Source organism: Lewinella sp. LCG006 (assembly GCF_040784935.1).
Taxonomy (GTDB): Bacteria; Bacteroidota; Bacteroidia; order Chitinophagales; family Saprospiraceae; genus Lewinella.
The window spans coordinates 1,685,713-1,706,563 of sequence record NZ_CP160680.1; the positions used below are offsets into that span (position 1 = coordinate 1,685,713).

Consider the following 20,851-nt stretch of genomic DNA (forward strand, 5'->3'; position numbering starts at 1 on the left):
TAAAAATATTGGTGCAAGTTACAAAATTTTATGGTAAGTAATGAAGCATTATTTTTTCTTAAGAATAGTCCTTCAAGTCATCTTCAAAAAACACGAACGGCGGCACCCTGAAAGGGTACCGCCGTTCGTTAGCGTATTTATTGGAATAGGGCAAATTCACAAATTTGCCCTATAACCATCTATCATTACTTTACAGCAATCATCTTCTTGGTTGCAGTGAACTCACCGGCAGTTACCGTGTAAGTCAATACACCCGTTGCACCTTGGATCATCTCCTTGGTCAAGTTGATCGTGTTGTAACCAGCTGCGTAATCACCACGTACTACAGTCAGTACGCGACCACTAGCGTCGCTGATCGTTACGGTTGCTTCTGCATCCGCTGGCAAGTTGAAACCGATCAAGGTTGTTGCTGCGAATGGGTTTGGCGTGTTCTGGTATACTTCGAAACCTGCTACAGCAACTGCTCCGTTAGAGAAGTTTACGCCTACGTTCATGGTGTTACCATTTCCGTAAGCTTCAGCAGCAGTGTAACGGCTAGATACATTGATTACGTCACTCAACTCAGCATCCACTGTTGGGCGGATTACCAGGCTGAACAATACGTCCTCAGAAGTAGCTTTACCGTTCCAAGAAGCAGTGATCATACCTTCAGCAGCGTAACGCATACCGAAGTTCTCAGCTGTAGCTACACCGTACTCGATGTCTACCAACTCTGCTCCGTTCAAGTTCAAGGTACCCTGGAAGCCTTCTACTGATGCCATATCAGCACCACGGAATGCTACCGTGTATACGTTACCAGCTTTCACGCTTACGTTCTCTACTTCGAAGTTGAACTGACCGTTCAACGTACGATCGTCACCAGCCAAAGCATTGGCTTGTGCAGAACCGTTTACGTCACCAATCTTAACACCTACAAAGTCGGCAGTCAATACTGCTTCAGGTAAGTTGTTAACGTTAGCTACTTCTGGGAATTCAGTGAACCATGGGTTGTTTGCTACTGGGAATACAAAGTCTGCATTCACAAAGCGCCAGCTCGTGTTGTTCGCGAATTCCGTATCAATGTTCAAGATCAACTTACGCAACTGGATCATATCCAGGGTAGTGATCGTCTCTGAGTTGTTAACGTCAGCTGCGATGTACTTGTAAGGGCTGTTCAAAGGCTGTACGCCCAAGATGTGCTTGCTCATCAGTACAAGGTCAAATGTAGATACGCCGTTCAAGAAGTTTGCATTCAGGTAAGGAGCTACAGAGTAGTCACCTCCTGCAGGCAATTCAAAGCTGAACGTTCCGTTAGCGTTGGTCGTCATTGTGGCAACGTTTCCGTTAACACTTACTTCCACACCTTCTACCGTTTCGTTGTTTTCTGTAGCGATAACACCCTGGATAGTTCCAGTGCCACCATCAGGACCACAGTCAACGTGCTGCTGTACCAATACATAAGTCTCACAGTAATCGTAGTTACCTTCTTCGTCGAAAGCGTATACGTAGACTACTGTCGTAGCTTCGTCATCTTGCGTCAATACCAATCCAGTATCATCTGGGCTTGGTACGAAGTTAGGATCAGCTTCTACATCTGCTGCACGGTAGATAGCGTACTTCGTCACGCGAGGTAGACCACCGAACAGTTCTGGTCCTTGACCAGTACAGTCACTGATTGGTGAACCTTCGAAGTCAGAAGCCCAGATAGCCATGGCACAACCTCCTTCTTCCTGAGGCATCAAGGTTACAGTCAAACCGTTGATACATACTGGTGCTGGTCCTTTACAGTCGATCACATCGAACACGATGGTCTCGCTGGTCTGGTTACCACAACCGTCCTCAAACAATACGCGTACTGCGTGGTAGATGTTATCTCCCATTGCAGAAGTAATGATTGGGAAAGTACCTGCAAATACGTAAGTACCGTCACCGTTGTCGGTGATGTTACCCAATACGTTCAAGTCTGCTACGAATTCGTTCGACTTGATGTCGCCGTCGCCGTTAGCGTCTACTGCAAATGCGTCTAGCTGTGCGGATACCAGGCTTACTACCAAGTTTCCGTCACCGTCAAACAATTCACACTCGTCAGCTACGCTGAATGGAATGCTTACTGCTTCTTCACAGTTGCCGTCGTCATCACCAAACTGACCAGCTAATAGGTCAGGACAGTTAGCTGTAGGACCTCCGTACTCACCAACAGTTACTACTGGTGCGGTTGAGTCGTATACTTTCACGAATTGCGTGTAGATGTAACGACCGAAGTTACGACGACCAAACTGGTCAGCAGGAATACAACCGATGTTGTTACCTGGGATGTTGTCGTATACGGTGTTAGGAATATCAGAATCTCCGTCACGATCGTTGTGATCGCGGTCGATTACTACTGTGTACTGGATACCTTGCTGAGCGTCAGCTACGTTATCACAGTTGTTGTCTACTGGGCCAAAGCCACTCACCACCCGTACTACTGGGCGCTCGTTACCTTCTACTGAACGGTCTACAGGAAGTGCCTCACCGTCGTCTTCCGTCATACGAGGAAGTACCAAACCAGTGTACTCACCATCCCATACACACCAGTTGATCACATCGTAAGTGATGCTCAACTTGTAACACTCGTCGCCAGTTGCTGAGAAACGTACTGGATCGCCAATGTTTACGCTCAATACATCACAACCTACAGTGGTCGTAATGATCGTTGGTACATCAGGATCACCACAGTCAGCGTCAGCATCTTCTGGGAAGTCGATCGTGAAGTCGTGTACTTCCGTGATCGTGATCAGCTGGCTACAGCTGTTCGTCGAACGGAATACTTCGTTGATGTCGATAGCTCCGTTGCCGTTAGCATCGCCCTCTGGGCGCAACTGCCAAGCTTCGAAACGGCGGGTGATAGTTCCCCAACCACAATCGTTAACCTGGATGTTTGGCGTACGCTCTACGATGGTGTCAACAGCACAGTTGTCTGTACCCGTTGCGCCGCCGAAGATAGAGCTCATCATGATAGAAGTAGCAGCAAAGTCTTCGTCGTAAGCCGTAGCAATATCACCAGGGAAAGCCAATGGCAAGTTAGAACAAGTCAATGTTACTGGTGCTGGTGCGTAGCAGAATGGGTTCAATTTATCTTCTGGAGTGATCACCATCCAACAGATGTTCTCGTTTCCTGACTCGTCAGTTACACGTAGTTCGATCGTGATTTCGTTGTCGATATCACAGCAGTAGAAGTCTACAAAGTCGCCCCATGGGCTCCAACGGTTAGCACTTGCATCACAAGTGTTGTTGCGCCAGTAGTTACGACGTACTTCCAAAGTTACTGCTCCACAGTTGTCGTTAGAACCTTCGTCAACGTCAGAAGCAAAGATGCGTGCGATACCCAGGATACCGCTGGCTGAGTCACCACCGCCAATAGATACGTTCAATTCGTCGTCACATGATGCACTTGGCTCAATCTCGTCCGTTACGATCAAGTCGTACTCTTCACAAGTTTCGTTGCCACAGTCATCTTCGGCACAGATGATCAGGATGTGCTCACCAATTGGTGCTGATACTACATCTCCGTCACACAAGTCACCACCAGCGAAGAATGATTCGCCGAAAGCAAGTACCGTGTAAGTCGTGCCAGCTACGCTTGAACATCCGTTGCCGTCAGTAAGGGTAGGACATGGAATCGCTACGTTCGCCAAACAGCTGAATGGTGAAGTAGATACGTTGATTACTGCTGGAATGCCAGTGATTACTGGGCCAGTAGCATCAAATACTTTGATCAACTGCTGAAGCGTACCAGAACCGCCTGGGTTACACCAGTCGATGATGTTCCACTCACGACGGAGCTTGTAAGTACCTTCACAAACAGTGATACGTGGCTCATCAGAGTAAGAAGCTCCGATGTTACAGTAAATCTGATCAAGGTCGTAGAAACCAAATGCCGTACGCAACCATGGGTAGCCAGATGCTGATGGGTGAGGATTACCGTTTGCATCAACAGCGAAGTTCTCGTCACACTCCAAAGGAGCTACAAATGGAGGGAATACCAAGTCGCCAATCGTTGGCTTACGGAAAGTAATCGTCTGCGTACATGCTGCCGTGCGTGGAGCACCTACACATACACCATCGTAACGGTCTGAGACCGTGAACGTACGTGAAAGCGTTACATCACCACAATCACCTGCAGCACTTACTGCATCAGAAAGGGTAACTTTTACAGGACCACAGTTGTCGCCAACTACAGGGAAACCAGTCAGGTTTACTTTTGCAATGAAAGCATTCAAAGCAGCAGTGCTACCTCCAAAGAAGGTGTTACGCGTAGCCGTGAAGTTCAAGGTACCATCTGCACTTGCAATCCATGACTGAGGCGTCTGGAAGCGGATGAAGTTGATATCGTCACATACTAAATCACGGGTATCGGTAATATTTACAGGGGTAAATTCTGGACCAGAAACACCCGTGTTGTTATCAGAATAGATGCTTACCGTCCAGTTACCAAACTGCGTCGTCAACCAGTTGGTCAATACCAAGGTATAGGTCGTGTTAGGCAACAAAGGCAGGCTCAAACGTAGCGCTGGATCGAATGGGTTACCTCCAGGTACGAAAGCATCGTCAGATGAACCGATGAGGTTCTCACAGGGTGCTGTAGGATCGAAACCACCCTGGAACAGGAACATGCTTCCATCACCCCATGCAGTTTCCATCAAGATCGTGTATACGTCAACAGGAATAGCAAAGTCTGGCGTAGTGAAAGTTACTACGTCATAGTTGTGCACACCGTCAGCCAGGAAGCCCTGGTTCAAACAGCTGTAGTTGTTGAAGTTCAAGGTTGCATCAGCAGCACTTAGGTTACCACTTGCTTGGTGAGCAGCATAGTCCTGCGTTACGGTGCTTGTGTTCGCTGGGCAAGTAACTACTGGGTTGGTCTTGTCTTCGGCGAAGATGTTACCCCAACAAGTGTAAACCAAAGCACCATTGATGTATGCTTCAGCCATGTAAGTGTGGGTACCACAACCAGAAATAACGTTAGTGTTACCACCATCAACAGTGATAACAATTTCTTCAGCACACTGAATGTTACCCGTCATCACCATTTGAGGAGTGATCGTAGCCATACATTCAGCACCTAGGGTAACGTTTACGTTTGCGATGCAAGCGACGTTCAATTCTTCGTCACATGGAGTTTCGATTTCGTTGAACATAACCATCATGCCATATTCTACACCTGGAACACCGAGTGGTCCAAGACAGTCTGCACCGAGTGCACCCCAATTGTCATCACATGTAGTAACTCCATTAAATGGCCCGCCAGTTTGGTGCTGCCACTGACCTGGTAGTCCAACAATGGTACTCGTAACCTCCCAGAACCACTGGGTGGCACTTTCTGCTAAAGGAGCAACCGTTACCCAGTAGCGGGTACTCGGGGTTAAAACAACTTCATCAGTAAATTCAATGAAAAGGTCTGCATCTCCTTCTGGATCAACATCAGCACCTGCAAAGTCGTTTGTGTAAATAGCAGCACCAGGTTCTCCCCCTGCATCTGCCCAAATAATTACACGAACAGTACTGGTAGAAATAAAACCGGCAGTTTCTTCGGTACCAGGTACACTAACCGAACACAGAGATGAACCTACTGCAGGAGAAACAAAATCTTCTGCCCCGTAGGTTGCATTACCTCCAAAGTTGGTCCATACCTGAGACGTAATTCCGTTGACAAATGGGCCAGCAGTATTGTCGTAAGACGGAAGATCACCAATACAGTTTCCTGCAGCAGCGGCTCCAGATGCCCAACCGTCGCTGGCTGAGCTAAAATTCTGTCCCATTACTGGAACAGCAAAAGCAAGACCACCCAATACCATCAGCGCGCTGATTAGTTTGGTAGCATTGCTCAAACATTGTCTAAATGTTTGCATAAGATTACAATTTGTTATGAATAAAAATAAGGTTATGTATGCGCTAATCAATAGCACGGTCTAGGTCGTCCAGACAACTGTTTTTGATCACAATTGTCCAGCACTATTTTTTGGTCGTCGTCAAAAATCGTCACAATATAAAACATTGTGAATAAACACTATGTATAATACCCCAGAAAAAGCAAAAGCCTCACTAGGAATTTTATTTTATTCAACTAACAATAATCTAAAGTAATTGGCAAACAAAATAGGTCTGCGATTGGATGGTGTAAAAGGTGATGCAAATAAAGAATTTTATCCGCAAACTTCATTCATGGGATTATTGTTATTGCAAATTTATGTTTTTATCCATAAAAAAAAGAATTAGGTGTGTTTTTTAACAAAAAATAGTCAAAAAAAACACCTAATTCGCTAACGAATAACGTATTACAAGTAGTTGTTTTTACTGCTTCACCATTGTTTTTACGATTGTCCCAGTATCGGTTGTAATCTGATAAAAGTAAACTCCTGCTTCTTCACCAAGAATATTGTTGTCAACCTCCCAGGTGTGGTTTCCTGAAGAGAGGTATTGGCGATTGGTATAAATTACTGTACCATCAGCAGAAAAAAGCTTAAAACTTACTTCTTCCGCCTTGCTTAAGGAAAAAGGAATTTGTGTTTGCGCACGAAAAGGATTGGGTTCATTTTGCCCTAAAAAGATGAAAGCATTCGTAGGAGTAGCTTCCAACGCAACCCCAAATACTCCTCCTTGAGTATCATAAGCCTCTGCCTTTAAGCTCCGCTCAAGAAGAACAGCATCTGCCAACTCGATATCCAAATTCGGTAATATGGTCAAGTGAAGTTGTCCTTTAGCCAGATTAGCATCAGGCGTATTCCAGCTCATTCTAAGCTCACTACCCAAATTCGCCAGATACTCTGGAGAAAAATCACCCGAAACTTCTACAATTTCAGCCCCCTTGAAACCCAAGCTGAATTGCCAACCACTCAATGCGTCACTAGATTGTAGATCAAAACTAACAGTGGTCAACTCTCCAGTTTTCAGCTGTTGATTCTCAAAAACCAAGGCTAATGCTGATTGTGAAGAACGCTCCTCAGCTAGACCTTCGAGCAATGGTTCGACACTGTTGTTGACATCACCAACCTTTACAGCAATGAAACCACTGTTATAATCAGCAGCATGTTCTGAATAAAAATCCAACCATTCTGGAAAATCCTGCGACAAAGGGTTCTCTCCTTCAGGGAATTCATAAGCTCCCAAAATAAATCGCCAGGAAGTATTCTCACCAAAATCAGTATCGATTCCCAAGATTACTTTTCGTAACCTTATAAGGTCAACAGTAGTGATGGTACCACTTGCGTTGACATCGGCGGCAATCTGTTGGTAGGGGCTAGTAAAGGGTAATATCCCTAAAATATGCCTCTGTATTTGGATAATATCAAATGTAGATACGCCATTGAGAAAATCCTCATTCAATACCGGAAGTAATAGGTTGAGGTCACAAAAACGCATTTCTGAAAAACCATAAGTTCCATTCCCATCAGAAGATTGTGTCTCCAATTCGGTACCAAAAGTAAGCTCCAATGCTACCCCTGGAACAGGAACCCCATTCGGTGTTCTTATTTGACCACTAAGGTTCAGGGTCATGTTGTCACAAATTTCCTGATGTGGTAAAGCCCCGAAGACATTGTCCTGCATGAGATTAATATCTGTATTGTACATGATAATATCTCGCAGAGTCGTATTATGAATATAGTTTTTTTCGGATTCAGTAAGAACCGGATCGTTCCAATAATAAAAGCGGTCACCGTCACGTAATGCCGTAAATTGCTGGCGTAAAATTTCATGTAGGGTAGGTCCAAAAATTGACCCTGGTACCGTGCGTTCGGCCAGCATCCCTACCCATGGGTCGATATCATCAATATTTGTATACAAAGACAATAATCGTGTAAATACAGCAGCGCTCGAATTGATTTGTTGAAAAAAGTTATAAGGTGCTAATCCGAAATTTTCACGAACTGTATTAAAGTCCGGCAAACCTCGCTCCCGCCCACGGTTGATATTAATAGAAGCTAAATCAAGACCACCAAAGCCTGGCTGACCAAATAAGAAGTTGCGAACATCGCCAATAACTTTGGAATCAAATTTTTGCTGAACCTGAACTCCCATTCCTTTTAAGAAAGGTTCAATTCCTCCTGTTTCCTGAATAGCATAAGGATTGAAGAAAGCATCCTGCAAGGTCATATTACCTTGAGGAATGACATTTCCCTGGTTATCAAGTCGCATCAAGTTTGAACTCAGCAGCGTGTGTCCCATACGAAACGCTGCTGCTGTGAACACATTGAACAACTGTGGATTTGAATCCTCATTATACCCCATATAGGGATCCAACTGTAAACCTATAGCTGGCAACCACTCATCATAAACGATCGACTGGATCAAACCACCCACAATTTTACGGGCATGCTGGTAGAGTTCTTCGTCCGTCCATTCCGGATTCCTTGCTGCTAGCAATTTACACTGTCGGTTGTGTTCCCTTACAAAGAGCGTGTGCATCGTTGCCAGTAAAGGGTTTTCACTAGCACGCGAATCTCCCGCAACAAAAATAACATTGGAAATCCCCGTAGCATTATCCATGTGGGGAGAGTTAGGGTCGATAGGATCATCAAATTCTCCCGTTACCGTATTATAAGGTAATAGGTTCCCTGTAGAAACTTTCAACTCTCCTCCTGAAAAAGACCTCAACCAGTTGGCACGATCAAGATCTGATCCGTAGACACCGGAAGCGTCAAGAAAAGCTGTAATTTCATTGATGTAGAGCCGTGGGTTATTAGGCTCTGTACCAGACGCAGGGTCAAAGGCATTTCTATGCATTGGTATAATTGCCATACCCATCCCCAGCGGATCAAACCAGGGATCACCCGCAGGTACATTAATAATTAATGGCTCCGGCCCATCACTTGTAAGCCCAAGATCATGGTCAATAAACTGGCCCCATACCCAAATAAAATCACTGAGCCCTAATGGATCACTAAGAGGAGAATCCTGATTAAACAGGCTGTTCGATACTTCTCGGGGATTAGGACGAGTACTCCCACCTGGTGTACTGTAGCCATCGGCAAAACCTATGGTTGTTCGCTGTAATAATGGTGTATGCGCAGCCCCCCAAAGAGGGTTAGCAAGGTTATTCTGGGAACCATCTATGGTCCGGTAATTGATGACATCTTGCACCTGTGCCAGGCATAAATTAAATGCGCTCAACAGAAGTAGACTGGAATAAAGTAGTTTTTTTGTCATAGCGGTAAGCTTTGATCGTTCATGGGAGAAAAGTCATTATCAAAGGTACTTCTTCTACAAGTAAGTTAATAGTGACATCTGTCACATCTATGAAAAATTAATCAATTGTTGTGATGATTTTTTTCAATATCGCCTTCTAGCTAAAAGCAAATGAATTATACCATCACCACAGCATAACAATCAATGTCGATTTTTGTCATTGGAATATGCCTGAAATGAAATATTTACCTTCAGCAACACGCTAAAAAATTACATCAACAAATAGACATAGTGTCATTTATTCGTCAGTAATTAACTGAAACAGCAAGAATTATCCCTTCACGTGGAGAAGTAACGCAAAAAAAAAGAGCACAGTTGGTCAAGTTGTGAAGAAAATGTTAAATTTGATCGAACTGTTTTGGATACAACAGTCGGGTGATTTCATCGTGAAGGGTGTCTCTAGCGAGATATCCTTCATTTTTTTACCACTTACCGTATTAATATTGGTCGAAAATTAACGTCCCTCAAAGCAGGTAATGCACTGCTAATTCATACCCTCGCAGACCAAAACCGACAATGATTCCTTCACAATGGGGCGAGAGATAAGAGTGTTGGCGAAAAGACTCCCGCTTGTATACATTGGAAATATGAACCTCAACGACTGGCGTATCAATACCCGCCACGGCATCTGCTATGGCTAATGAGGTATGCGTATAAGCTCCTGCGTTGAGAATAATCCCGTCATAACTAAAACCAACCTCGTGCAACTTATCAATAAGCTCCCCTTCTGAATTAGATTGAAAGTAGTGAAGGCTCACTTCTGGGAAAAGACCTCTCAAGTGGAGCAGAAAATCTTCAAAAGAATCTTCTCCATAAATTTCCGGCTCCCGGCGCCCAAGCAAATTAAGATTGGGCCCATTGATGATAATGATCTCCATCAGAAAACATTTAAATATTGCGCAGAAAAGAATACGCGATTTTTTCAAGTTTTTCAAATAGTTAAAACGCTTAAAATGAATCGCTTATTCAACTATTATGAAAAACAAAATCGCTTATTCTTTTCGTGCTGTTCCTAGTTGGCCATATCGGAAAGAAACTTGATCCTTACTAACTGAATTTCTTCCATGGTGATATCATCCTCTTTTAGTTCAGCAAAAGCGACCTCCACTGAGTCGGATTCGGCTTGCATGAAGTAATCCATGATATCTTCCCGTGCGTCTTCATCAAGATTGTCTTCAAGGTAATAATCAAGGTTCACCTTGGTGCCGGAAGTTACAATGGCATCTAATTCTTCCATTAGATCTTCCATAGAGAGGCTATTCGAACTGGCTAGATCTTCCAATGGAATTTTCCGATCGATACCCTGAATAATGCTCACCTTCATCCGGGATTTGTTAGCGACTTGTTTCACCACAAATTCCGTCGGGCGAATAATTTCATTGGCCTCCACATAAGCCTCGATCAGCTCCAGGAATGGTCGACCATAGCGGCGGGCTTTTCCTACACTCACTCCCGAGACATGGGCCATTTCATCCAGCGTAATCGGGTATTGAGTAGCCATATCTTCCAAGCTTGGATCTTGGAAGATAACAAAGGGAGGTACGTCCTGCCGCTTGGCTTCTTTCCGACGCAAATCCTTCAGCATTTTCAACAACTGGTCATCAAGTACCGAAACCTTGACATTACTTTCACTGCGAGCTTCGGCCATTTCAGCCTCGTAGTTGTGATCGATTGGTATTTCAAAGCTCGTTGGTGCCGCTATAAAAGCGTGTCCTGCTGGGTGCATCTTCAACAACCCGTAAGTTTCTACATCTTTGTAAATCAGATTATTAAGAAGTGCTTGTCTAATAACACTACTCCAAAAAGTATCATCCTTGTCTTTACCTGCGCCAAATCCTGCGCGCTGGTCAAAACGAAAGTCTTTGATTTCTTTGGTTCCTTTTCCTTTAATGAAATCAATGAGGGTTTTGATACCATAATTTTCGTCGAGCTGTACCACTGCCTTCAAGGCAATCAGCACCTCCTCTTTTACTTCTACTTTCTCTTTAGGATGGCGACAATTGTCGCACATTTTATTGCAATTATCTTCGTTGTATTCTTCCCCAAAATAGTGTAGCAGAAAACGACGGCGACAGGCTGTTGTTTCGGCATAAGCCATCACTTCCTGCATCAATTGAACGCCCATTTCTCGTTCTGACACTGGCTTATCACGCAAAAATTTCTCCAGCTTGAGAATGTCTTTATAGCTGTAAAATGCGACACAGCGACCTTCCAAGCCATCGCGACCAGCACGCCCAGTTTCCTGGTAATAATTTTCTATACTCTTCGGAATATCGTAATGGATAACAAAACGAACGTCTGGCTTGTCAATCCCCATTCCAAAAGCGATGGTCGCAACGATCACATCGATGTCTTCCATTAAGAAAGCATCTTGGGTGTTACTCCGTGTCTTGGCATCAAGGCCGGCGTGGTAAGGAGCGGCTTTTACATCGTTTACCGATAAGGCTTCGGCAATTTCTTCCGCCGATTTTCGACTTTGTACATAAATGATCCCTGATTTACCATCCATGTTTTTCACCACTTGGATAATGTCACGGATCGTTGGTTCTTTTTTCCCTTTGGGACGTACTTCGTAATAGAGGTTATCTCTATTAAAAGAGGAGATAAAGGTATTGTGATCCTCCATGTTGAGGTTCTTCACAATATCTGATTGAACCTTTGGAGTGGCTGTAGCCGTAAGTGCTACGACCGGGATACGCTCACCTATAGCATCCAGCATGAGCCGGATACGCCGGTACTCAGGGCGAAAATCATGGCCCCACTCCGAAATGCAGTGAGCTTCATCCACAGCGACAAAGGAAACATCAACCTGCTGAAAAAACTCAATGTTTTCTTGCTTGGTCAGTGTCTCAGGCGCGATAAACAACAGCTTGGTTTTACCATCCGTGATATCTTGTTTCACCTGCTTCATTTGCGCTTTGGTAAGCGATGAATTCAGGAAATGCGCTACTTCATCCTGTTGGCTATAACCACGAATGGAATCTACTTGATTTTTCATCAACGCAATCAGCGGAGAAATAATCAAGGCTGTACCTTCAAGAATCAATGCAGGCAACTGGTAGCAAAGTGATTTGCCGCCGCCTGTAGGCATAATCACGAAGGTATCCTTCCCGTCGAGGACACTTTGGATAATAGCTTCCTGATTCCCTTTGAATTTATCAAATCCAAAATACTCTTGCAATGCGTCGTGAAGGGAATACTTAGTAACAGTCATGTTAACACTCTTTTCCTCTAGAATTTAGCTAATTTTACGGCAGGATTTACATAGCACCCCCAAGGCCGAAAAAATCGGTTTTGAGGTAAATGATCCTAACCGATGCTTTGTTGGAATTTATTTGGCTAAACCAAATATTGTCAGGGTTTGGTGTTTTTTGGCTGTTTAAATTTAAGGATTTTTTATAAGATTAATGATGGAATGGCTTTTTTTTATTCTTTTATTATCAGCTTGCTCTTTTTCTGTACTTACGAATCACCTTCTTATCATTCACTGCCTAAGTTTTGAACACTAAAGAAATTATCCGCCGCACGGCAACACAGACCCTTGCTATTGAGATAGCAACCCTGGAGATGCTCCTTGCTTCTATCAACGACGATTTTGTTGCTTGTGTAGAGGCCATTTACCAAGCACCAGGGCGTTTGGTAGTGACCGGTGTTGGTAAAAGCGCGATTGTCGCTCAGAAAATTGTGGCTACGCTCAACTCTACAGGCACCCCCGCACTCTTCATGCACGCCGCTGATGCTATTCACGGAGATTTGGGCATGGTTCGCCCTTATGATTTGGTGCTTTGTTTGTCAAAAAGCGGGAATACCGCGGAAATAAAAGTCCTTGCCCCTCTGGTGCGTAATATGGGTAATTTACTTATTGGTATGACGAGTAAAGAAGACTCTTTCCTCGCTCGTCAGGCAGACTTTTTGCTCCACACGCCCATTACCCAGGAGGCAGAACCCAACAACCTCGCTCCTACCGCTAGCACTACGGCCCAAATGGCTATGGGCGACGCCTTAGCCACTGCCCTACTAGCCGTGCGGGGCTTTTCCCCACAAGATTTTGCACAATACCATCCCGGTGGTGCATTGGGCAAACAGCTTTACCTGCGGGTGAGCGACCTCTACCCCAACAATCAACGCCCATTGGTAAAACCAGGCAACACCCTACAGGAAAGTATTCTGGAAATAACCGCAAAATGCTTAGGTGCGACTGCCGTTGTAGATGATGAAGAAAAGCTCTGTGGTATTATCACCGACGGCGACTTACGCCGGATGCTCGAAAAAGGGCTCAACTTTACCCAGCTCCATGCGGCTGATGTCATGCATCCCCAACCACGTACCATTCTCGACACAGCATTAGCTATTCATGCTTTGGAAAAAATGCGTTCCAATAGTATTTCCCAACTCATCGTCGTCAATGAAGAAGGCCACTACCTGGGCTTTGTACACTTACACGACCTGATCAGAGAAGGGTTGATATAAGAAGGGGTGTAAGGGTGAAAATAAGGGTTGGAAAGGTGGAAAGGTTTTGTCACCTTTTTTGACAATTTTCCAAGATAGCAATGAATCTACACCTGGCACTAATGGACGAAAACACGCAATCAATTCGTGGATACAAATTTCACACTCACATGGGTGCTTTTACCGCTAGCAGTGAGGATGTATACGCCCATTGGCAATGCAGGAATAGGTAAATTTCGTGCGTTATAGCCCGTAGGCAGATAGGCTTCTGGAAAACGCTGCAAGAGACGCCCTTGAGTATCAAACAAGCTAAAACTCACTTCATCCGCATCAGGGAGCGTAAGCCCAACCTGTAATTCCTGCTCACTATTGACGTAGGCTTCCATCTGCGGCTCCGTTGGCGCATCCGAAAAGTAGGCCACTATCTCATCGTCCTCCTCAAAATTATAGCGAATACTGATCGCTGGGTCTGGGCTGATTATGGTCTTTTCCGATTGCCAGTGCTGAAACTGATAGCCCGGGTAAGGTTTAATCGTCAATCGTACTGGCACGCCGTTGAAATAGAATCCTTCCCAGGGAAGTTCATCTGCCTCTATGGTACTAATCTGAATGGTACCTGCACCGGGAGGGTAGGTCTGCAAACGCAGTTTTACTTCATTGGGTAAACCAAAATAATCCCTGACATCTTCACGAGCATATTCGGGGCGATTTTCCAAATATTCATAAAGCACAGGTATACGTTCGTTGGCCCAAAGATCATAACCTGGCCAACCCCACCGATCAAAATGGCGGGGCATCTCCGTCGCTATTTCTGCCACAGTCTGGTCAACCTCTCTGCGGAATATTTCAGGACGAAAAATGGTATTAAAAAGATCGGCATAGCGATTTATAAAATAATGGCGATAGTTATCATTCTCCAATAGTTTCAGAAAAAGGTCAACGTGTTTGTTGCTTCCTACCAGCGGCGTGAGTAAGCTATCCAGGTTGTTTTGGTAATAAGCAGACCAGCCGTGTCGTCCCATGGCAATATCCAGATCAAAAATAAGGTAGCGCCAACGTGCCTCGGGGCTTCTTTCTCGCCAGTACTTGATGTTATTGTGCAACCAGTCGCCATTGTTAAGCCCAGATTGCACGATAAAGCCTTCCGCAATATTTTCTACATCAAAATAAGCAGCTGCTTGCTGAAAATTGGCTTCTTCCCTTAAATCTGTAGCCATTACGTATTGATACATACTGTCAAAGGCGACAAAATCACCCAATACTACCGTCGTATCTTCTTCCAACAAATCTACTTGATCGGTAGCGACACCATAGTTATGCAACAGGTAATATTCATCTGATTTTTCCCGCAAATTGGCTACGCCATAAAACGCTCCATTGACGTACAATACTACCGGACGATGGGCCATTACATCCAGGTTTAAATTATTCTTAATAAAATAACGGGCAAGAAAAGCATCCCGGAAATGCGCATTATTGTAATCACCACTTGCATTCCTCAAGATGAGTCGTTTGTAGGTGGTACGCTCGCGATCGGGGAAAAATGGGTAATTCACCGTGCTACTACCATATTTTTTCTTGACCAATATTCGGAGAGGCTTCATGGGGTTGGTTCGGGCACCTCGCCCACCATGAACTTTGGTATCAGCTTCAAAGGCAATGCCCAATTCCCGATCAGCGGTAAAAAATTCGGTATGGATAGGATGTTCTTCTTCCGACCAATAATTGGAGCCATAATGAGGCCATGCTTCTTCAGCATTCGGCCCTCCATCTACTAATATTCCCCTTTCCCAACTCCATAGATCCTCTGGCGTCCCTATCACCGACATGATGGGTAGTTGATGGTCTTCATTGATAAAAAAAGTACGACTTATTACAGGAGAAGGCAGTAAGTCAGGAACTATTGCGACCACCCTTAAAGCAGTTGTGGTATCCAACTGTAGGGCACCTGTATACCGTTCGGAAGAAGTATCTGGAATACTTCCATCACGGGTAAAAAACAGCATGGCTTCCGGGTTAGAATGGCTAAGTTGAATCGTTTTAGCCGTTGCAAAAAAATGCCCCTTGGTTATCCATTCCGGCGAATTGGCAAAGCCGCTTCCGATGGCATCATTGTTAGTACTGCCCGGACTTGGAACGGTAAAAAGTGCTAATTGAGAAGAACCATCCAACAAGCGACCGTAACTTTGATCTTCTGATAAAGCGGGGAAATTGAGTTGATCAACAATAAGCCCAGCAGGATTACTTAAAACGACATTTTCACCACTGGCTGATAGCTTAAAATTGGTGTGGGGGTTGGTGGCCACTACATTTCGATCAGAAGCAAAAACAAGCAACCAGTCATCCGGCTCAAGGATGATTTCAGGAAACGACCATTTCGCCGGATCGGCGGGATCATCGCTCAGAGAATAACCGGCTAGATTCAACGCGTTTTCTCCGGCATTATAAAGTTCTATCCAGTCGGGAAACGCTCCAAATTCATCTTCAATAGAGGCATTGTTACTAGCGCATATTTCATTAATCAACACCTGGGCCGACAGCGTTTCTGCTGTTAATCCACTTAGCATCACAAAAAACAAGAGCGCTCGGTGACAACACATAGGTAAAGGTATTTGAGAACTAAGTTCCCGGAAATCATTGAGACAAGCTCATTTACAACAAGCTCAAGCTTAGTTTTGTCGGGAGCCTTACTGCTTTGGTGTGCTATTAATGATCGTGAGGAAAACCAACATCATTTTCTCAGGTAGGCTAGCATCCAATTCGTCTACGATGATCCACTCCCGAGGATCACCGGCAAAAGCTGTATACATCTCAAAGTAGCCGTATTTCTCACTATCCACCACCCATTCATCGAGGACATTGCTGTAGCGAGATTGCCATTTGTACTCCTCACCTCCGGGGCGGCTAATTCTCCACTCACGGAAATTATCGCGCCAGATGGTACGGGCGTCAATAATGATATTTTCACCCCTGGCTTCCCATTGGTCAATTCTTTCTGGCCACTTGGTCTTTAGCTTACCCGTCCATTCTCCAATTCGGTAATCCCACTGGGTCCAATCCCCCTGGCTGCTCCAACGCAAGCGAAGGGTCCCTTCTTCGCCTTCCACACTGGTGTAGATGATCCACTCCGCGAAGCTGTCATTCCACTGTGTAGCTACGGCTGTCAGTTGCTGCCCTGACAAACAGTCCCAAGAAAGGGCCAGCGTAAAGAAAAGGAAGACTTTTTTCATAGCCATCGTAAATTAATTCTTTGAATATAGCAATGAAACAGGTTAAATTATTGTGAATTTATTATTTTTGAGGGCAATAGACGAGACTATAGAGCAAAAAAAAGGTCGTCACTCAATGCGACGACCGTAATGGACTAGTATGAAAAAACGCTCAATAGTTCTTATTAAGGAATTCCTTTGTGTAAAAATATACAGGGGAATTTTTTATTTAGTAATTTGACGGAAATAACTGATTCCATTTTTTCCAACGATTCGCGAATATTTTCACGCAAGCTCCTTTTAGTTGCTTGCTTAGAAAATTTTAGCGAATCAAAAATGGAATCAGTTATTTTGGTTCCGTCACTTATTTTCCCTATAGACGCACCTGCAGTAGGAAGCGTTGCACGAAGAAACCATCTTTAACAGTTTCTTCACACAGTATACTTCCGAAACACCACTTTTGTTGGACATTATCTACCAATTTTGCCATTTATCAGACAAAAATACCTGAAAACGAAATTTTCAATAGCTTTCCCAAAAGCAGAGCGTCCTGGTTTTATTATCCTGTAGCTCTCCATTTTACCTCACCAACATCGCCGCACCAAACACGCCTGCACTATCTCCCAGAAGGGGTCTAAGGATAGGCGTATCAAGGCGTGGGTTAAAAACTTGTTTACGAATACTCTCTACACCTTCTGTGTACAAAAGATCAATATTTGACAATCCTCCCCCTAGAATAATTGCCGTAGGATCAAGAATATCAATCACATTGGCTAGCCCGCGGCCAAAAAAATGAATCATTCGGTTGACCGTAGCGTTAACATACTCATCCATAGTACCAGCATTATATTCACTGATCATGGTTGACAACCTACGTTCCTGTCCGGTCGTTTGCTGATAGTAACGTTCCAGCCCCGTCCCTGAAATCAACATTTCCACACAACCTACTTGCCCACAGTAACACTTGCCGCCGGAGTGGTCCAAAAAGCTGTGTCCCCATTCACCACCAATACCCTGGGCACCATTCCAAATCTTTCCGTTGATGACTATCCCACCACCGACGCCAGTACCCATAATAACACCAAAGATCAGGTGATCTTCCGTGGCGTACGCTTTGCCAGCTCCCAGCAAAGTTTCAGCGATAGCAAAACAATTGGCATCATTGGCCATCACAACGGAAATCCCTAGTGCCTTTTCCAAGTCTTTCGCAAAAGGTTTCCCATTTAGGACGGTGGTATTACTATTTTTCATCAATCCCGTCGGAGGATCAATTGCACCTGGCGTACCAATACCTAGTTTAGTTGGTGCCTCACCTACTTCTTCGCTCACCAGCTCCAGCACGCGTTTTACCTGCCCGATAATATGCTCATAACCTTTTTCACGTTCGGTGGGCAGGCGACGCCTGCTGAGTACGGTACCATCCTGATTTAAAGCTGCCGCTTCGATTTTTGTACCTCCTAAGTCAATTCCAAACAATACTTTGCCCATAGATCCTTATTTTTATTTCATGCTTTTTGTAAGTTGATTAAATATAAAAGCTTTTTATGACTCTCCCAGACTATATCATTATTGGAGGGGGTTCTGCCGGATGTGTCTTGGCAAATCGCCTCAGCGAAGATCCTGCTACCAAAGTTTTACTTCTAGAAGCAGGACAGCCTGACCTCCTACCAAATATTACCATTCCAGGAGCTTACGGCAAGTTATTTCACTCTTCCGTTGATTGGTCTTACTGGTCGGAGCCTCAACCCCATGTTGGTGGCCGAAGGATGTACCTCCCCAGAGGTAAAACACTAGGCGGCTGTAGTAGCACCAATGCCATGGCCTATGTTCGGGGCAACCGAGCCGATTATGACCACTGGGCGGCTTTGGGGAATAATGGCTGGCGTTTTGACGAAGTACTCCCCTATTTCAAAAAATCAGAAGACAATGCCCAGCTCGACCAACTCGATGCAGGATATCACGCTACTGGTGGTCTCTTGCACGTAAGCTTTGCAGACCGTTTTCAAACCCCTTATGCCACTGCTTTTTTAGAGGCTTGTGGCCATCAGGGTATCGCTCGGAACAATGACTACAACGGAGAGGAACAAGCGGGAGCTTCCTTCTTCCAGTTCAACATCAAACAGGGCAAACGGCAAAGTACCGCCACCGCTTTCCTGCATCCAATCAAGAAAAGGTCGAATCTGGTCGTCATCACCGATGCTCAGGTGCTCGAAATCATCCTGAAAAACGACCGAGCGGTAGGCGTAAAAGCAGAAGTAAAGAAAGGCCACATAATGGAGTTGAAAGCCAAAGAAGTGATACTTTGCGCAGGTGCTTTCAGTTCCCCTCAGTTGCTTATGCTTTCCGGCATTGGCGACCCTGAAGTGTTGGATAAACAAGGTATTGCGTGCAAGCATGAGCTTCCGGGTGTAGGGAAAAACCTCCAAGATCACCTCTTCTACGCCGTCAGTGCTACCACCCAGCAGCGGCAGGGATTGAACCATGTTACCCGACCCTTCTCCATGGCTAAAGCTGCCTGGCAGTGGCTGGCCCATAAGAAAGGTCCACTGACGATAGGCCCCCTGGAAGCCGTCGCTTTTTTCAACGCTGACGATCCTGGGGCCACCGTAGACACCCAATTTCACTTTGCCCCATTACACGGTGGCAAGGGGTATGACTACGATTTCTATGATATGAATACTTTACCCCGACAGGAAGACGGTTTCACTATTCTTCCCAGTTTGCTATTGCCCAAAAGTATTGGCTACGTAAGCTTGCAGGATGCCAATCCGAAGCGTGCCCCGCTCGTTCAGCCCAATTTTCTCAGCGAAGAAGCCGACCTTCTCCATCTTATCAAAGCAGGTAAAAAAGCGCTGGAAATTCTGCATGATGATGCCTTTAAAGGTTTACGTAAAGAACAAGTGGCTCCGCTCGACAGCTCTTCCGATGAGGCCTGGGCCGAACATATCCGCCGCAGTGTAGAAACCATCTATCACCCTGTAGGTACTTGTAAAATGGGTGTAGATGAAATGGCCGTAGTAGATCACGAACTAAGGATCCACGGCATTGAAGGCCTCCGGGTAGTCGATGCCTCTATCATGCCCCGAATTGTGAGAGGCAACACCAATGCTCCCGTCATCATGATTGCCGAGAAAGCGGCGGATATGATCAAAAAAAGATGAACAAGACGTAGCCTTTGCTGTTGCATGTACGATTAAAAAAAGAAGCATGGCAAATAGAAATATCCTTGTAGTTGGTGGGAGTTCCGGCATTGGATTCGCATTGGTAGAAGAATTATTAGCGGCAGGCGACAACGTCTACGTTTGGTCGCGGGAAGAACGTGACCTGGCAGCTTTGCCAGGGGTACATCATTTCGCTGTTGATGTATTAACCGACGAGCTTCCTAGCCAAGATTTACCAGAAACACTACATGGCTTTGCGTACTGCCCCGGCAGTATCAACCTCAAGCCATTTCGAGGGCTCAAGCCTGAACAGTTTCGCGAAGAAATGGAGATCAATCTCATCGGAGCTGTTCGCTGCCTGCAAGCCGTAGAACGCTCTTTCAAAAAAGCCGATCAGGCAGCGGTCGTTCTCTTTAGTACCGTTGCGGTACAACGCGGTATGGCCTTCCACGCTGGGGTGGCTGCGGCGAAGGGTGCTATAGAAGGGCTTACCCGCTCACTGGCAGCAGAATGGGCGCCAAAAATTCGTGTTAATGCATTGGCTCCCAGCCTTACAGACACGCCACTAGCAGCCCAGCTGTTGGCCAACGACGAGAAACGAAAAGCGATGGCCGAACGCCATCCGCTGCAAAAGGTAGCGACAGCAATGGAAGTTGCCAAACTAGCCAAATACCTCCTCAGTGATGATGCTGGTTTCGTCACAGGTCAAGTCATTGGTATCGACGGTGGGAAAAGCACCATTTAAATACTCAAAAAAATATTTGTCTTCTTTTTCCTTACCTTAGCGTCCTGGTTATTTGATGGAAACAAGTGATTGGGTAAAATTAA

At 45.1% G+C, this 20,851-nt stretch carries 10 protein-coding genes; 3 read left to right on the top strand and 7 right to left on the bottom strand.

Going from position 1 to position 20,851, the window contains the following annotated elements:
- Positions 1 to 185 precede the first annotated feature (185 nt).
- The 4 genes from AB0L18_RS05625 to recQ all read right to left on the bottom strand — a co-directional run bounded on the left by AB0L18_RS05625 (position 186) and on the right by recQ (position 12,418).
- Positions 186 to 5,870 carry a choice-of-anchor R domain-containing protein gene (locus tag AB0L18_RS05625; RefSeq protein ID WP_367391600.1) on the bottom strand — a complete coding sequence of 1,895 codons (5,685 nt, stop codon included), beginning with the start codon at positions 5,868 to 5,870 and terminating at the stop codon, positions 186 to 188.
- Positions 5,871 to 6,312: 442 nt separating this feature from the next.
- Positions 6,313 to 9,165 carry a peroxidase family protein gene (locus AB0L18_RS05630; protein ID WP_367391601.1) on the bottom strand — a complete coding sequence of 951 codons (2,853 nt, stop codon included), beginning with the start codon at positions 9,163 to 9,165 and terminating at the stop codon, positions 6,313 to 6,315.
- A gap of 503 nt (positions 9,166 to 9,668) precedes the next feature.
- Complete coding sequence (gene aroQ / locus AB0L18_RS05635; protein WP_367391602.1) at positions 9,669 to 10,082, bottom strand: type II 3-dehydroquinate dehydratase; 414 nt, start codon at positions 10,080 to 10,082, stop codon at positions 9,669 to 9,671.
- 134 nt (positions 10,083 to 10,216) lie between these two features.
- Positions 10,217 to 12,418 carry a DNA helicase RecQ gene (gene recQ / locus AB0L18_RS05640; protein ID WP_367391603.1) on the bottom strand — a complete coding sequence of 734 codons (2,202 nt, stop codon included), beginning with the start codon at positions 12,416 to 12,418 and terminating at the stop codon, positions 10,217 to 10,219.
- Between the two features lie 284 nt (positions 12,419 to 12,702).
- On the opposite strand from recQ, the gene AB0L18_RS05645 reads away from it, so the two are divergent.
- Positions 12,703 to 13,674 (top strand): SIS domain-containing protein, encoded by a 972-nt coding sequence (locus AB0L18_RS05645; protein WP_367391604.1) that lies wholly within the window; start codon positions 12,703 to 12,705, stop codon positions 13,672 to 13,674.
- A gap of 119 nt (positions 13,675 to 13,793) precedes the next feature.
- Here the strand turns inward: AB0L18_RS05645 and AB0L18_RS05650 are convergent, their stop codons facing one another.
- The 3 genes from AB0L18_RS05650 to AB0L18_RS05660 all read right to left on the bottom strand — a co-directional run bounded on the left by AB0L18_RS05650 (position 13,794) and on the right by AB0L18_RS05660 (position 18,350).
- Positions 13,794 to 16,253: a CotH kinase family protein gene (locus AB0L18_RS05650; protein WP_367391605.1), complete on the bottom strand. Its 2,460-nt coding sequence runs from the start codon at positions 16,251 to 16,253 to the stop codon at positions 13,794 to 13,796.
- 87 nt (positions 16,254 to 16,340) lie between these two features.
- On the bottom strand, positions 16,341 to 16,883 hold the full coding sequence (locus AB0L18_RS05655) for a hypothetical protein (RefSeq protein WP_367391606.1): 543 nt from the start codon (positions 16,881 to 16,883) through the stop codon (positions 16,341 to 16,343).
- A 558-nt stretch (positions 16,884 to 17,441) separates the two neighbouring features.
- Positions 17,442 to 18,350 (bottom strand): ROK family protein, encoded by a 909-nt coding sequence (locus AB0L18_RS05660; protein WP_367391607.1) that lies wholly within the window; start codon positions 18,348 to 18,350, stop codon positions 17,442 to 17,444.
- Positions 18,351 to 18,406: 56 nt separating this feature from the next.
- On the opposite strand from AB0L18_RS05660, the gene AB0L18_RS05665 reads away from it, so the two are divergent.
- Together AB0L18_RS05665 and AB0L18_RS05670 are read left to right on the top strand one after the other, a co-directional pair.
- Positions 18,407 to 20,023, top strand: coding sequence for a GMC family oxidoreductase (locus tag AB0L18_RS05665; RefSeq protein WP_367391608.1), 1,617 nt, complete (start codon positions 18,407 to 18,409; stop codon positions 20,021 to 20,023).
- Between the two features lie 46 nt (positions 20,024 to 20,069).
- Entirely contained in the window at positions 20,070 to 20,768 is a 699-nt protein-coding gene (locus AB0L18_RS05670; RefSeq protein WP_367391609.1) for an SDR family NAD(P)-dependent oxidoreductase, read from the top strand.
- Positions 20,769 to 20,851: the final 83 nt, after the last annotated feature.